This window comes from Streptomyces albus subsp. albus (genome assembly GCF_000725885.1).
Classification (GTDB): Bacteria; Actinomycetota; Actinomycetes; order Streptomycetales; family Streptomycetaceae; genus Streptomyces; species Streptomyces albus.
On the sequence record NZ_JODR01000002.1, the window covers coordinates 337,788 to 353,393 of the forward strand.

General features: G+C 75.0%; 8 protein-coding genes and 5 pseudogenes. 4 read left to right on the forward strand and 9 right to left on the reverse strand.

Annotated elements, in window-relative coordinates; genetic code table 11:
• Positions 1-121: 121 nt before the first annotated feature.
• Positions 122-271, reverse strand: coding sequence for a hypothetical protein (locus IO40_RS38520; protein ID WP_234315696.1), 150 nt, complete (start codon positions 269-271; stop codon positions 122-124).
• Between the two features lie 12 nt (positions 272-283).
• Between IO40_RS38520 and IO40_RS33070 the strand changes: the two genes are divergently transcribed.
• From IO40_RS33070 to IO40_RS0103385, 3 genes are all read left to right on the forward strand, one after another.
• Positions 284-448 (forward strand): hypothetical protein, encoded by a 165-nt coding sequence (locus IO40_RS33070; RefSeq protein WP_415852407.1) that lies wholly within the window; start codon positions 284-286, stop codon positions 446-448.
• Positions 445-726, forward strand: a complete 282-nt coding sequence (locus tag IO40_RS0103380; protein WP_030409301.1) for a hypothetical protein — start codon at positions 445-447, stop codon at positions 724-726. Before IO40_RS33070 ends, IO40_RS0103380 begins: the two co-directional genes overlap by 4 nt.
• A 75-nt stretch (positions 727-801) precedes the next feature.
• The gene (locus tag IO40_RS0103385; protein WP_016470367.1) at positions 802-1,269 is read left to right on the forward strand and encodes a nuclear transport factor 2 family protein; all 468 of its coding nucleotides are present in this window, start codon (positions 802-804) and stop codon (positions 1,267-1,269) included.
• A gap of 119 nt (positions 1,270-1,388) precedes the next feature.
• On the opposite strand, the gene IO40_RS0103390 is transcribed toward IO40_RS0103385, so the two are convergent.
• Positions 1,389-2,855, reverse strand: a complete 1,467-nt coding sequence (locus IO40_RS0103390; RefSeq protein ID WP_031174830.1) for an MFS transporter — start codon at positions 2,853-2,855, stop codon at positions 1,389-1,391.
• Between the two features lie 201 nt (positions 2,856-3,056).
• Between IO40_RS0103390 and IO40_RS0103395 the strand changes: the two genes are divergently transcribed.
• Positions 3,057-3,917 carry a helix-turn-helix transcriptional regulator gene (locus IO40_RS0103395; RefSeq protein ID WP_016470365.1) on the forward strand — a complete coding sequence of 287 codons (861 nt, stop codon included), beginning with the start codon at positions 3,057-3,059 and terminating at the stop codon, positions 3,915-3,917.
• Positions 3,918-4,008: 91 nt separating this feature from the next.
• Here IO40_RS0103395 and IO40_RS40025 read toward each other — a convergent pair whose 3' ends face one another.
• From IO40_RS40025 to IO40_RS40050, 7 genes and pseudogenes are all read right to left on the reverse strand, one after another.
• On the reverse strand, positions 4,009-4,212 hold the full coding sequence (locus tag IO40_RS40025; RefSeq protein ID WP_164439970.1) for an acyl carrier protein: 204 nt from the start codon (positions 4,210-4,212) through the stop codon (positions 4,009-4,011).
• 168 nt (positions 4,213-4,380) lie between these two features.
• A pseudogene (locus IO40_RS40030) lies at positions 4,381-4,491 on the reverse strand (hypothetical protein); the annotation flags it as partial.
• A gap of 33 nt (positions 4,492-4,524) precedes the next feature.
• Positions 4,525-10,627 (reverse strand): annotated as a pseudogene (locus IO40_RS40035) (SDR family NAD(P)-dependent oxidoreductase); the annotation flags it as partial.
• 12 nt (positions 10,628-10,639) lie between these two features.
• Positions 10,640-10,872: pseudogene (locus IO40_RS40040) on the reverse strand (hypothetical protein); the annotation flags it as partial.
• Positions 10,823-11,581, reverse strand: a pseudogene (locus tag IO40_RS38540) (beta-ketoacyl [acyl carrier protein] synthase domain-containing protein); the annotation flags it as partial. The pseudogenes IO40_RS40040 and IO40_RS38540, both read right to left, overlap by 50 nt.
• A 45-nt stretch (positions 11,582-11,626) precedes the next feature.
• Complete coding sequence (locus IO40_RS40045) at positions 11,627-13,975, reverse strand: SDR family NAD(P)-dependent oxidoreductase (protein WP_482255561.1); 2,349 nt, start codon at positions 13,973-13,975, stop codon at positions 11,627-11,629.
• Between the two features lie 21 nt (positions 13,976-13,996).
• Positions 13,997-15,606 (reverse strand): annotated as a pseudogene (locus IO40_RS40050) (acyltransferase domain-containing protein); the annotation flags it as partial.

Below are 15,606 nucleotides of genomic sequence, written 5' to 3' on the forward strand. Positions count from 1 at the left end.
GCGCGGCGCGGCGGCGGCGCATTCTCGTAGTTGCCCGCTCACGCACGGTAGTCCACGTGGTGTGGCCGGGTCAGTGGAACGGCGAACAACTCACCAGGTGGAGACCCCTCATGACGAACTCTCACCACGAGCAGGCTGCTTCGGCCGCGTCGGCCGCCTCCGCGGAGCTGCGCGGCTGGACGGAGGGCAGGACCCCGGCGGGGGCCGCGAAGATCCGGGAGGCGGTGCAGGCGCGGGACGCGCTCGCCGCCGCGCTCCGCCGGGCGGGCATCCAGCTCCGGCGATGGATGTGCGCACGCCCTGGCGGGACGCGGTGGAGGACGCCGACGGCGGCCGGGAGGACGATCACGGGCACGCGGCGAGGTACGCGCTGGTGCATCTCGGGGTGTGTTCGGCGCCGGTGGCGTTCGCGCTGGCCGCGGTGGTCGCGCGGGGTGCCGGGCGGTGACGGACGAGGGCGGCGGGCCGGAGGAGGACGCGGGCGGTGACGGCGGCGAACGGCTCACGCCCGCACAGTGGTTGAGCGCGCGCGTGGCGGAGGCGAACGCGCGCAGCTGGGCTCAGATCGAGATCAGCGCGGCGCAGCCGACGCCGCGACGGCGGATGTTGCGCGCGCCGCGTGGCGGAACGGGTGGTTCCGGGGTGTCCCGCCGGCGGGACGGCGGGCGGCGGGAACGCCCCGGCGGGGAACCCCAGTTACGGCTGCGTTTCGTTGACCGCCTCTGATCGCGAATGGAAGCATCGGCGCCCAGCACGCGCAGTTCGTCAGCATTCGCCGAATAACGCACTGGAGATCATTTCGTGGCCAGTAGCGAAACCCCCACCAAGCCCGCCGACGTCGCCCGCCGCCTTCTGGACCTTCTCCTCAACAAGGAGATGGACGCATTCTGCGACATGTGGGCCGAGGACGGGACGGTGGAGATACCGTTCGCGGCTCCCGGCGCCATCAACCACATGGCCGGGCGGGAGACCATTCGCTCGTACCTCACGCACTACTGCGATCACCAGCTGATCGAGGACCTGCCGCACGTCCACATTCACGAGACGACGGATCCCGAGGTCGTCATCGCGGAATGGACGGCGCACGGGACCACGGTGAGCACGGGCAAGAAGTACGAGATGAAGTACATCATCGTGATCACCGTGCGGGACGGCAAGGTCGTCAATTACCGCGACTATTTCTCCCCGCTGCTGGCCGCGCGGGCCGCGAACGACCGGCCCGAACTGCTGGCTCCGTTCAAGGACGAGGACTTCCCCTTCGGGGGCTGATCCCCGGGCGCCCCTACGGGGGCGCCCCGCCGCGGCGGGGACCGCGGCACCGTGCGAACCAGTGTGAGGGGCGCCGGCGGCCTGGCCGTCGGCGCCCCTCACTGTTGCCGCCCCGGGGGTTAGGCGGCAGTCTCGGACCCCGCCCCGGCCGGGCGGGAGAGCAGGTTGAGCAGCAGGGCCGTCACCAGGGAGAGGACGGCGAGCACCCCGACGGACACCGCGAAGCCGCTGACCTCGCCGTGACCGGTGGCCAGCGCCGCGAACAGGGCGCCGATACCGGCGACACCCGCGGCCTCCGAGACCTGGACGGCGGTGAGGATGCCGCCGGAAGCGGCGCCCGCGTCGGCCGGGGCCACACCGGAGAGGGCCACACCGATCAGCGAGGTGGCCACGATGCCGCCGCCCGCGCCGTACAGCACGAGGCCGGGCATCAGGGCCGCCGCCGGGTTGGCGCCCTCCATCAGGTCCACGCCGACCCACACCAGGCCCAGGCCCAGGGCCATCACGATGGCGCCGCCGGGCACCACCCGCTGGCCCCAGCGGGCCACGAGCTTGCCGCACAGCACGGAGAAGACCGAGGTGAGGATGGCCATCGGGGTGAAGGTGAGGGCGGACTGGAGCGGGGTGAAGTCCTTGGCCTGCTGGAGGTAGAACGCCAGCAGGAAGATGAACGCGCCGTTGACGCCGTAGAAGCACAGCGCCGTGGGCAGCCCCATGGAGAAGCCGCGCTGCTTGAACAGCCGCGGCGGCAGCAGCGGCGCCTCGGAGCCGGCGGCCACCCGGCACTCCCACAGGATGAACAGCGCCAGCAGCACCGCGCCGCCGGCCATCTCGCCGACGCGCAGGCCGGTCCAGCCCTGTTCGGCGCCGATGACCAGGCCGTGCACCAGGCCCAGCAGGCCGGCACCGAGCAGGACGACACCCAGCAGGTCGAGCTTCATCGGGGTCCGCTCACCCGGGTCGCGCACGAGGGCGAGCGCGCCGACGAAGGTGATGACGCACAGCGGCACGTTCACCAGGAAGATGGAGCGCCAGCCCAGGTCGGCGACGTCCCATTCGATGAGGAATCCGCCGACGATCTGACCGGCGACGACGCCGATACCGATGACGGCCCCGTACAGGCCGATGGCGCGGCTGCGTTCCTCGTCGCGCTGGAACGTGACCTGGATGAGGGCCAGCACCTGCGGCAGCATCACGGCGGCGCCGAGGCCCTGGGCGATTCGGGCCCCGATGAGGAATCCGGGGCTCTGCGCGGCGGCGCAGGCGACGGAGGTGAGGGCGAAGATGACGACACCCACCAGGAAGACCCGGCGGCGGCCGAAAATGTCACCGAGCCTGCCGCCGGCGACGAGACCGGCACCGTAGGCGAGGGTGTATCCGGTCGGCACCAATTGGATGTCGGCGAATGAGGCATTCATTTCTGCTTGGATCGACGGATTGGCCACATTCACGATGAAGATATCGAGAAATCCCATGAAGGCGCCGAGCAGCAGGATCCATACCGCACCCCATTGCGCGGTGGTCGCGGCCGGCGGCGCCGGAGCGTTCCCCCCTTCCTGCTCAGCGGGAACATCCGTCTCCACCACTCTTTGCTCCTTGGACAACGCGATTACCTTTCACTGATTCAGCGCGGCGGCGAGTCGTGCCGACAAGCACGGGGAGACAGCACCTCCCGCCGCGCTGAACCACTGTGTCGGCTGCCGCCCCGGGTCGGAACGGCCGGACCGGTACCGAACCAGTCTCGCGGCCCCCATTGCGTGGGCCAAGTTGCAATTTATGCTGTTGGCGTGACCACCACCCTAGGAGCAGAGTCGGAACAACGGCGGGACGATCTGCGGGACTTCCTGCGCAGCCGCAGGGCCCGGCTGTCCCCCCAGGACGTGGGCCTGCCGACGTCGGGACGGCGCCGCACCCCGGGGCTGCGGCGCGAGGAGGTCGCCTCGCTCGCGGGCATCGGGCTCACCTGGTACACGTGGCTGGAGCAGGGGCGGCGGATCACCGTCACCACCAGCATTCTGGACGCCGTCAGTTCGGCGCTGCGGCTCAACGACGACGAGCAGGCGCACCTGTACCGGCTGGCCGGCCACACGCCGGCCCCCGTCCCGCGCCGGGCGGCCCGCTCGTCGGTCCCGCGGCTGCCGGAGCACGTGGTGTCCCTCGTCGAGGAGTGGACGCCGGGCCCGGCGTACGTCCTGGACCGCTACTGGCGTTATCTGCACGGGAACGCCGCGGTCGAGGTGCTGTTCGGCGAGGTGCCGAAGCTGCACAGCTGTCTGGACGGGTTCGTCACGCGGCAGGGCCCGCACCGGGCGCTGCCGGAGTGGGAGTCGATGGCGCCGTCGCTGGTCGCCGAGTTCCGTTCGGACGCGGCCCGTTACCCGGACGACACGGGGTTCGCCGCGATCATCCGGCGGCTGTCGGAGCACAGCCCCGCCTTCGCCCGGCTGTGGGCCCAGCAGGAGGTGCGGGACACGGCGCTGGGCGAGAAGGTCGTGGAGCATCCGCGGGGCGGGCGGCTGGTGTTCCAGCGCACGACGGTGCAGATCGCCGACCATCCGGATCTGCGGGTCGTCCTGCTGCTGCCCCAGCCGGGCACCGGCACCCGGCAGCGGCTGCGCTCCCTGCTGCCGCACTCCGCCGCGGACTGACCACGTCCGGGCCCCGCGCCCGCAGACAGCACGACGGGCACCACGCTTGTGGCGTGGTGCCCGTCGTGTTCTCCGCCCGGCCGGGAAGGGGTCAGGTCAGCCGGGAGCGGAGGTGCTCGGCGAGTTCCGCCGGAGTCAGGAAGTCGAAGACGAGGGAGACCGGCAGTTCCAGCCCGGTGCGGGCGACGAGCCGGTTCCTCATCTCGACGGCGGCCAGCGACGTGAAGCCCAGGTCCATGAACTCCTGCTCCATGTCGAACGTTCGGCCTTCGGGGTGGCCCAGTGCGAGGGCCATCTCGGCCTGCACCAGTTCGGTGACGGCGGCCTCGAGGGCGTCCCCGGACAGGGCGCGCAGGTCTTCGGGGCCGCTCTCCTGCGGACCGGCCTCCGGTTCCTCGACGGCGGGGCCCGCGGTCCGGCCGGCGCCGCCGTCGCCGACCGTCGCCAGGGCGCGTTCCCGCCAGCGGGCCAGCACGGGCAGTGCCGCCCGGAGTGCCGCGCTCTCGGCCGGGTCGCCGCCCGTGGCGCCGAACTCCTCGGCGAACCGGTCGGCGTCCATGCTGCCGACCGCGTCCCAGAAGGCAGCCGCCGGTTCGGGGAGCGCGGCGGTCCGCCGCGCGGCACCGAGCCAGTAGTGGCCGCGCTGGAAGGCGTAGGTGGGCAGTTCCACGCGCCGAGGCTCCCGGTGTGCGAACAGCCGCTCCCACCGCACAGGGGCGCCGCGTACGTAGGCGTGCGCGAACGCGGTGAGCAGTGCCTCGGGTTCGGGCCGGTCGCGGCGCTGTGCCGGTACCGGCGGCGCGGCCTGGGGCAGTACGTCGGGCAGCATGCCGCTGAGCACGGCGTCCGGGCCGATCTCCCACCACAGTTCGACGCCTTCCCGGTCGGCGGCGCGCAGCGCGTCGGCGAACCGGACGGTCGAGCGCACCTGGTCCACCCAGTAGGCGGGGTCGCTCATGGCCGCGTCCCGCACCACGTCGCCGGTCACGGTGGAGACCAGCGGGATGCGCGCCGGGTGGAAGGAGAGGTCGCGCACGATCGCGGCGAACTCCTGGCGCATCGGCTCCATCAGCGGCGAGTGGAACGCGTGGGAGACGGTCAGCCTGCGGGTGGAGACGCCCGCGTCGGCGAACGCCTTGGCGGCCTCCCGTACGGCGTCCTCGGCGCCGGAGATCACCACGGAGGCGGGGCCGTTGACGGCGGCGACGTCCACCAGTCCGCCGTGCGCGGTCAGCACCGCGCGGGCCTCGTCCTCGCCCGCCCGTACCGCGAGCATCGCTCCCCGTTCGGGCAGCCGGCCCATCAGCCGGCCCCGGGCCGCGACCAGCCGGCAGGCGTCCGGCAGGTCGAGCACCCCGGCGACGTGGGCGGCGGCGATCTCCCCGACGGAGTGGCCCAGCAGGTGGTCGGGCCGCAGACCGGCGTCCTCGGCGCAGCGGAAGAGCGCCACTTCGAGGGCGAAGAGCGCCGGCTGGGACCATGCCGTCTCGTTCAGCAGCTCGGCCTCCGGCGTGTCAGGGCCGGCGAACATGACCTCGCCCAGCGGCCGTTCGAGGTGTTCGCCGAGTGCGTCGGCCACCTCGTCGAACGCCTCGGCGAACACCGGGTGTTCCGCGTACAGCCGGGCGCCCATGCCGGGGCGCTGGCTGCCCTGCCCGGTGAAGAGGAATCCCGTCACGGGGGTGTGGCCGGCCCGGCAGGAGCCGGTCACCAGGCCGGGCGCGCCGGACTTGCGGGCCAGCGCGGCGAGGGAGTCCACGAACTGTCCGTTCTCCCGGCCGATGATCACGGCACGGTGGTCGAACCGGGCCCGGCCGACGGCCAGCGTGTGTCCGACGTCCACGGCCTCGGGCGCCTCGCCCGCGAGGTGTTCGGCCAGCGCGCCCGCCTGGTCGCTGAGGGCCTGCGCGTCCTTGGCCGTCAGCACCAGCGGCACGGCGGCGCCCGGCGCGTTCTGCTGCCGGGCCGGCTCGGGCGGCGCCTCCTGGAGCACCAGGTGCACGTTGGTGCCGCTGATGCCGAACGAGGAGACGGCGGCCCGGCGGGGGCGGTCGTCCTCGCGGGGCCACTCCCGCTGCTCGGTCAGCAGCCGCACCGCGCCCTGGGACCAGTCCACCTCGCTGGTCGGCGCGTCCACGTGGAGGGTGCGGGGCAGGGTGCCGTGCCGCATGGCCAGCCGGGTCCCCCAGCCGGGTGCCGGTGCCGTGCGCCTCCACCACGTCGATGTCCGCGCCGGTGACGCCCGCATTCGCCCACGCCTGGCGGATGACCCGCTGCTGCGAGGGGCCGCTGGGCGCGGTCAGGCCGTTGGAGGCGCCGTCCTGGTTGACGGCGCTGCCCCGCAGCACCGCCAGCACGCGGTGGCCCAGCCGCCGTGCCCGCGACAGCCGTTCGGCCACCACCACGCCGACACCTTCCGCCCAGGCGGTGCCGTCGGCCGCGTCCGCGAAGGACTTGCAGCGTCCGTCGGGGGCCAGCCCGCCCTGCCGGGAGAACTCCACGAACGGTGCGGGGCTCGGGATGACGGTGACGCCGCCGGCGAGGGCCAGTTCGCACTCGCCCTGGCGCAGCGCCTGGCACGCCTGGTGCAGCGCGACCAGCGACGACGAACACGCCGTGTCCACCGTCACCGCCGGACCCTCCAGACCCAGCGTGTACGCCACCCGGCCCGAGGCCACACTCCCGGCCGTGCCGGTCATCAGGAAGCCCTGCGCCTCCTCGGCCTCCGGTGAGCCGGCGGCCTGTGCCGCGTAGTCGTTCGCGGACGCGCCGACGAACACGCCGGTGCGGCTGCCGCGCAGCGACGCCGGGTCGATGCCCGCACGCTCCAGCGCCTCCCACGACGTCTCCAGCAGCAACCGCTGCTGCGGATCCATCGCCAGCGCCTCACGCGGACTGATCCCGAAGAACTCCGCGTCGAACTGTGCCGCCGAGGCCAGGAAACCGCCGCGGTCGGTGTAGCTGGTGCCCGGGGTGCGGCGCTCCGGGTCGTACACGCCCTCCAGGTCCCAGCCGCGGTCGGTGGGGAAGGCACCGATCGCGTCCACCCCGTCCAGCAGCATCCGCCACAGCTCCTGCGGATCGTCCGCCCCCGGGTAGTGGCAGGCCATCCCCACCAGCACCACCGGGTCCTCCGCGGCGGAGGCGCCCGAGGCAGCAGGGGCGTCCTCCTCGGGGCGCTCCTCCTCGTCCTGCGCCAGGCCGAGTTCCCGCAGCAGGTGTCCGGTGAGCGCCGCGGCGCTCGGGTGGTCGAAGACCAGGGTCGTGGGCAGTGCCAGGCCGGTGTCCCGGACCAGCCGCTGGCGCAGTTCCACCGCGGTCAGGGAGTCGAATCCGACGTCGCGGAAAGCGCGGTCCGCGTCCAGCGCGTCGGCGTCGGGCAGGCCCAGCACGTCGGCGGCACGTTCCCGCACGGCGCGGAGCAGCTCCGCGTGGCGCTCGCCGGGTGCCGTGCGCTCCAGCAGGGCCCGCAGCGCCGCCGTGCCGGTGCCGTCCGCGCTCTCCTCGGTGTGCGGCTCCGGGGCCGCCCCGGGCAGCGCCGCCAGCAGCGGGCTGTGCCGCAGCGCGGTGAACGCCGGGGCGAACACCGTCCAGTCCACGTCGGCGAGCGTGGTGTGCGCCGCGCCTACACCGGCCAGGTCCGTGACGGCGCGGGCGGCCGGACCCGGCTCCAGCGGACGCAGCCCGCGCCGGCTCACCTCGTTCTCGATACCGGCGTCGGCCAGCATGCCGCCGCCCGCCCACGGCCCCCAGGCCAGCGCGGTCGCCACCGCGCCCCGGGCCCGCCGCCGCTCGGCCAGCGCGTCGAGCGCCGCGTTGGCCGCGGCGTAAGCGCCCTGCCCCGCCACGCCCCACACTCCGGCGACCGACGAGAACAGCACGAACGCGTCCAGCGGACGGTCGGCGAGCAGTTCGTCCAGGTGCGCGGCACCGGTGACCTTCGCCGCCCACAGCCGCGCGAGGTCCTGCGGTGTCGTCTCGTCCAGCGGCTTGACCAGCGGCAGCCCCGCCGTGTGCACCACGGCCTGCGGCGGATGCTCCTCCAGCAGCCGGGCGAGCGCCGCCCGGTCGGTCACGTCGCACGCCGCCAGGGTGACGCGGACACCGGCGGCCGACAGTTCCTGTTCGAGTTCCGCGGCGCCCGGCGCATCAGCGCCCCGGCGGCTGGCCAGCACCAGGTGTGCGGCGCCGGACGCGGCCAGGTGGCGTGCCACGTGGGCGCCGAGCGCACCGGTGCCGCCGGTGATCAGCACCGTGCCGCGCGGTGTCCAGCCCGCCTCCTCGCGTGCGGTGCCCGGCGCCGGCACCAGGCGGCGCACGTGGACGCCGTCGGGACGGACCGCGATCTGGTCCTCGTCGCCGCCGGCCGCGATCCGGTCGAGGACGCGGCCGGCCGTCCGCGCGTCCGGCACGGGCGGCACGTCCGCCAGACCGCCGACCCTGCCCGGGTGTTCGAGCGCGGCGACCCGGCCGAGCCCCCACATCTGCGCCTGCTCGGGCAGCGGCGGCAGGTCGGCGGCACGGACGCTCACCGCGCCGCTGGTCAGCGTCCACAGCGGGGCGTCGATCCCGGCGTCGCCCAGTGCCTGCACCAGGGCGAGGCCCGATGCGGCGGTTCCGCGCCCGTCGGCGGCGCCCAGCGGCAGCAGCGAGACGACGGCGGTGAGCGGGGCGGCCCCCGCGACGGCCGCGCGCAGCCGCTCGGCCAGCCCGTCGCGGGTGCACGCGGTCACGGGCACCTCGACGCGCAGCACCTCGGCGCCCTCCCCGGCCAGCGTGCCGGGCAGGACCCGCAGCCAGCCGGCGGCGCCCGTCTTGGGAGGCAGCTCCTTGGAGGACTCCTCGGTGGCCGTCTCTTCGGGGAGGACGAGGAGCCAGGTGCCCGAGCGCTGCGCGGACGGCGCCCCGGTGCGCAGCCGGTCCCAGCGCACGCGGTAGCGCCACTCCTGGGTGCGGGCCCGTTCGTGGGCGTCCCGGCGCCACCGGGCCAGGGCCGGCAGGACCGGTGCCAGCTCCGCCTCCGGCACGCCGAGCGTGCCGACGAGTGCGGGCGTGTCCTGCTGTTCGACGGCGGCCCAGAACCGGGCGGTGGCCGCGTCCTCGCCGCCGGAGGCTGCCGCCGGGGCGTTGCGCGCGAGCCAGTACCGTTCGCGCTGGAACGCGTAGGTCGGCAGCTCGACCTGCGCGGCGCCCGTCCCCGCGTACAGGGCGGCCCAGTCCGCGTGCGTGCCGTGCGCCCACACCCGGGCGAGGGCCGCCAGCGCGGTGGGGCACTCGGGGCGGTCCCGGCGCAGGACGCCCGCCATGACGGCCTCGTCGGGCGCCGTCAGACAGCCGCGTCCCATGGCGGTCAGCACACTGTCGGGGCCGGCCTCCAGATAGGCGGTCACGCCCTGGCTCTCCAGGGTGCGCATCCCGTCGTGGAAGCGGACCGCTTCCCGCACGTGCCGCACCCAGTAGTCGGGGGAGGCCAGTTCGGCGGCGGTGGCCAGGCGTCCGGTCACGTTGGAGACGACCGGGATGTCCGGCGCGCCGAACGACAGGGAGGCGGCGACCTCGCGGAACGCGTCCAGCATGCCGTCCATGTGCGGGGAGTGGAAGGCGTGGCTGACCCGCAGCCCGCGCACTCGGCGCCCCTCGCCCCGGAACAGCTCCGCGACCCGCTCGACGGCCTCCTCATCACCCGACACCACGACGGAGCGGGGGCCGTTGACGGCTGCCAGGGACAGCCGCTCGCCCGTTCCCTCCGGCAAGTGCGGGGCCACCTCGTCCTCGGACGCCTCGATCGCGGCCATCGCCCCGCCCTGCGGCAGGGCGCCCATCAGCCTGCCGCGGGCCGCGACCAGCTTCGCCGCGTCGGGCAGGGACAGCACCCCGGCCACGTGCGCGGCCACCAGTTCCCCGATGGAGTGGCCCAGCAGGAAGTCGGGGCGCACGCCCCAGGAGAGCAGCAGCCGGGACAGCGCCACCTCGACGGCGAACAGGGCCGGCTGCGTGTACTCGGTGCGGTCCAGCGCCCCCGAATCGTCGTCCAGCACCTCGGCCAGGGGCCGGTCGAGGTGGGGCGCGAACGCTTCCGCCACCTCGTCCAGCGCATCCGCGTACGCGGGGAACGCCGCGTACAGCTCCCGTCCCATGCCGGGGCGCTGGCTGCCCTGGCCGGTGAACAGGAACGCCGTGCGGCCCGGGCCCGCCGACGGCACCTGCCCGCACACCGCACCGGCCGGCTGCTCGCCGCGGGCCAGCGCCTCCACGGCCTGCCGCAGCCCTTCGGCGTCGTCACCGGTGAGCACCGCACGGTGCTGGAGCGCGGCCCGGCCGGCGGCCAGCGTGTAGCCCACGTCGAGCGCGTCGAACGCGTCGGATTCGCCGGGTACGTCTGTGCGCAGCCGTGCCGCGAGCCGGTCCGCCTGGGCGCGCAGTGCCGTCGCGGTCGCGGCGGACAGCACCCACGGCAGCGGTGTGCGGCCCGTGCGCCGCTCGCCGCCGGGCTTGGGCTCGGGTGCCGGGGCCTGTTCGAGGATGACGTGCGCGTTGGTGCCGCTCACCCCGAACGCGGAGACCGCCGCCCGGCGGGGGCGGTCCACCTCCGGCCACTCCCGCTGCTCGGTGAGAAGCCGCACCTGCCCCTGGGACCAGTCCACTTCGGCCGCCGGGGCGTCCACGTGGAGGGTGCGGGGCAGGGTGCCGTGCCGCATGGCCAGCACCATCTTGATGACCCCGCCGACACCCGCAGCCGCCTGCGTGTGCCCGATGGCAACGCCTGCGCCTCGATCGGATCCCCGAGTCGCGTACCGGTGCCGTGTGCCTCCACCACATCGACATCCGCACCCGTGACACCCGCATTCGCCCACGCCTGACGGATCACCCGCTGCTGCGAGGGGCCGCTGGGCGCGGTCAGACCGTTGGAGGCGCCGTCCTGATTGACCGCACTCCCCCGCACCACCGCCAGCACCCGACACCGCCACCCCGCCGGCCAGGGCCAGTTCGCACTCGCCCTGGCGCAGCGCCTGGCACGCCTGGTGCAGCGCCACCAGCGACGACGAACACGCCGTGTCCACCGTCACCGCCGGACCCTCCAGACCCAGGACGTAGGAGATGCGGCCGGAGAGCACCGCCGAGGCGTTGCCCGACAGCAGGTAGCCGGCCGTCTCCTCGGTGGCGTCCTGCGGTTCGGGACCGTAGCCCTGGTCGGTGGCGCCGACGAACACTCCGGTGGCGCTGCCGTGCAGGGACGCCGGGTCGATACCGGCCTGCTCCAGCGCCTCCCACGCCGTTTCCAGCAGCAGCCGCTGCTGCGGGTCCATGACCAGCGCCTCACGCGGGCTGATCCCGAAGAAGTGCGCGTCGAACTCGGCGGCCGAGTCGAGGAACCCGCCCTCGCGGGCGTAGGTCCGCCCGTGCCGCGGCTCCGGGTCGTACAGGTTGTCGATGTCCCAGCCGCGGTCGGCGGGGAAGTCGGTGACGGCGTCGGTCTCCTCCCGCACCAGCCGCCACAGCTCCTCCGGACCGTCCGCACCGCCCGGATACCGGCAGCCCATACCGACGATCGCCACCGGCTCGTCGGCCGCCTCCAGCAGTTCCCTGTTCCGGCGGCGCAGCCGCTCGTTCTCCTTGAGCGAGGCACGCAGCGCCTCGACGACCTTCTCAGGCGACTTCGCCATGCTTTTCCGCTCCGGCAGTCGATGACAAGTGGGGGATGCGCGTGCTCAGCGGGACTCCTGCGTCCCGTCGCCCAGCGCCATACGGACGAGCGCCTCGTCGTCCAGCTCCTCGATACGGTCCTCGGCCGACGAGCCCGCGGCCTCCTGCTCCCCGGGCTCCTCGCCGGCGCCGGCCAGGTCCAGCAGCGCCTCCAGCAGCCCCGAGGCGCGCAGCCGCGCGGCCGGGATGCGGGTGAGCGCGTCCAGGGCGCGGGAGTGCTCCGCGCTGTCCGGCCCCGGCGCCGACGGCGCCGCCGCGCCGTCCGGCTGCTCGGGCAGCAGCCGCTCCCGCAGATGCGCCGCGAGCACCGCCGGGTTCGGGTGGTCGAAGACCAGCGTCGCCGGCATCCGGGTACCGCACGCGGCGGCGAGCCGGTTGCGCAGCTCCACGGCGGTCAGCGAGTCGAACCCCAGCTCCCGGAAGGCGCCGGTGCGCGGGATGCCGTCCGTCGTGTCGTGGCCCAGCACCGCGGCGGCCTGCCGCACGATCAGCTCCAGCAGCCGGTTCTCCTGCTCCGCCGCCGGCAGCCCCGCCAACTCCCGCACCAGCGAGCCGCCCTGCTCCTCGGCGTCGTCGTCCGCCGCGGCCTGTTCCCGGAGGGCATCGCGCACCTCGGGCAGGTCGGCGATCAGCGGGCGGGGGCGGGCGGCGGTGAAACCGGGGGCGAAACTCGCCCAGTCCACGTCCGCGACGGAGACGAACGTCTCGTCGTGGTCGAGGCTCTGGGCCAGCGCGTCGACGGCCACCTCCGGCGCCATGGGACGCAGCCCGTGCCGGCGCAGATAGCGTTCCGTCTCCGGGTCGGCCATGGTGTCGCCGCCGCCCCACAGACCCCACGCCACCGAGGTGGCGGCCAGTCCGCGGGCGCGGCGCTGCTCGGCGAGCGCGTCGAGGCTCGCGTTGGCCGCGGCGTAGGCGCCCTGCCCGCGGCTGCCCCACACCCCGCCGTTGGAGGAGAACAGCACGAACGCCTCCACCTGCGGGCCGTCGAGGAGCGCGTCCAGGTTGCGGGCGCCGGTCACCTTGCCCGCGAGGACGTCGGCGAACTCCTCGCCGCTCACCTCGTCCAGGCCGGTGGTGTGCAGGACGCCCGCCGTGTGGAAGACCGCCCGCACGGGGCCGGCCGTCTTCTCCACCTCGGCCACCATGGCAGCCGCCTGCTCCGGGTCGGCCACGTCGCAGGCGCGGACGGTCACCTTGGCGCCCAGCGCCGTCAGCCGCGCCTCCAGTTCGGCGGCGCCCGGGGCCTGCGGGCCCCGGCGGCTGGTGAGCACCACGTGTTCGGCGCCGTTGCCGGCCAGCCACTCGGCGATGTGGCCGCCCAGCGCGCCGGTGCCGCCCGTCACCAGGACGGTGCCGCGGGGCCGCCAGTCGCGGGGCGCGGTGGCCGATCCCAGCGGGGCCCGGCTCAGCCGCCGGACGAAGGTGCCGGAGGCGCGCAGTGCGAGCTGGTCCTCGTCGCCCGCGCCCGCCAGCAGGGCCGCCAGCCGCGCCGCCGTCGGCCCGTCCGGCGTACCCGGCAGGTCCACCAGCCCGCCCCAGCGTTCGGGGTGCTCCAGACCCAGCACCCGTCCCATGCCCCACACCTGCGCCTGGTCGGGGTCGGCGGCCGGGTCCTGCCCGGCCACGGCGACGGCGCCGCGGGTGAGCAGCCACAGCGGACTGCCGGGCAGTACGTCGCCCAGCGCCTGGACGAGGCCGAGGGCCAGCGCCGTACCGGCCGGTACGGGCCCCTCGGCGGTCGGCCCCTCGGCGGGCCCGCCGGCCGGCTCCGCGGCGGTGGGGAGGGCCAGCACCCCGGCGACGGGCTCGCCGCCGGCCGCGGCCTCCACCCGCTCGGCGAGGCGTTGCCGGTCCGTCTCCCCGGCGGGGACGGTGACCCGCACCGGGGACGCGCCGGCGTCGGCGAGCGCCTGCTCCAGCACCGCCGCGGTCCCGTCGCCCGCCTGCTGCGGGACGACGACCAGCCAGCGGCCCCGGAGTCCGGGCTGCCCGGCGGGTGTGAACGGCTTCCACGTGACGCGGTAGCGCCACGAGTCGATCACCGAGCGGGCACGGGCGGTGCGGCGCCACTCGGCCAGCTCTGGCAGGACCCCGCGCAGCCCCTCGGCGGTACGGGCGCCCACGACGCGTCCCAGCACCTCGTCGTCACCCGCCTCGACCGCCGCCCAGAAGTCGTCCTCCAGCCGGTCCCCGGCCGCCGCGGGCCCGGTGGTACGGGTGGGCTCCTGCCAGTAGCGGCGCCGCTGGAAGGCGTAGGTGGGCAGATCGACGCGGCGCGCCCCGGTGCCCTCGAACACCGCCTCCCAGTCGGGCGAGGCGCCCGCCGTGTGCGCCGCCGCCAGCGAGGTCACGAAGCGGGGCAGGTCCCCTTCGTCGCGGCGCAGCGACCCCAGCGCCGTCGCCGCGGCCTCCAGCGTCTCGAACGTCTCCTGCATGCCGGGCACCAGCACCGGGTGCGGGCTCGCCTCGACGAACAGGGTGTGCCCGTCGTCCGCCAGGGCGCGCACGGTGTCGGCGAAGTCCACGGTGCGGCGCAGGTTCTCGTACCAGTAGGCGGCGTCCAGCGGTCCGGTGCCGCCCGCGTCGGGCGACGCGAGGCCGTGGACGGTGGAGTGGAAGGGGATGTGCGGCTGGGCGGGCGTCAGCCCGTCGAGGTCCCGCAGCAGCCGCTCGCGGACCGCCTCCACCTGCACCGAGTGGGAGGCGTAGTCCACGGGCACGCGGCGGACGCGCACCTGGCGCTCCTCGCACCGGGCCTGCAGCTCGTCCAAGGCCGCCGCCTCACCGGAGACCACCGCCGAGGAGGGGCCGTTGACCGCGGCGAGGGAGAGGCGCCCCTCCCACCGCTCCAGTTCGCCGGCCAGGTCCTCCGGCGGCAGGGCGACGGACATCATGCCGCCGTGCCCGGCCAGTAGTTCGCGGATGGCCTGGCTGCGCAGCGTCACCACCCGGGCGGCGTCGCGGAGGCCGAGGGCCCCGGCCACACAGGCGGCGGCGATCTCCCCCTGCGAGTGCCCCACCACGGCGTCCGGCTCGACACCGTAGGAGCGCCACAGCGCGGCGAGGGACACCATGACGGCGAACAGCGCCGGCTGGACCACATCGACCCGGTCCAGGGACGGGCTGCCCTCTGTCTCGTGCAGCACGTCGAGCAGCGACCAGTCGGTGAACTCGGCCAGCGCCTCGGCGCACTCGTCCATGCGGGCGGCGAACACCGGTGACTGGGCGAGCAGTCGGGTGGCCATGCCGCGCCACTGGGAGCCCTGCCCGGGGAAGACGAACACCGTCTTCCCCTGCCTCTCGACGGAGCCCGTCAGCACCCGGCCCGACGGTTCGCCCGCGGCCAGGTCGGCGAGCCCGGCCATGGCCTCGCCGGTGTCCCGGGCCAGCACCACCGCGCGGTGTGCGAAGACGGAACGGGTGGTGGCCAGCGCGTAGCCCACGTCGGGCAGCCGGTAGGTGCTCTTGGACGCCAGGCAGGCGTGCAGCCGCTGGGCCTGTGCGCGCAGCGCCGCCTCGGTGGTCCCGGACAGCGGCCAGGGCACGAGCACGTCCCCGGCCTGGCCGGACACCGTCCCGCCCTCGCTTTCGCCGGTGTCCGTTCCGTCGTCGGCCGGGGCCGGCTCCTCGGTGTACTCCTCCAGGATCATGTGCGCATTGGTGCCGCTCACCCCGAACGAGGACACGGCGGCCCGGCGCGGCCGGTCCTCCTCGCGGGGCCACTGCTGCCGGTCGGTCAGCAGCCGCACCGCGCCCTGGGACCAGTCCACCTCGCTGGTCGGCGCGTCCACGTGGAGGGTGCGGGGCAGGGTGCCGTGCCGCATGGCCAGCCTCCACCGCATCGACATCCGCACCCGTGACACCCGCATTCGCCCACGCCTGCCGGATCACCCGCTGCTGCGAGGGGCCGCTGGGCGCGGTCAGACCGTTGGAGGCGCCGTCCTGATTGACCGCACTCCCCCGCACCACCGCCAGCACCCGA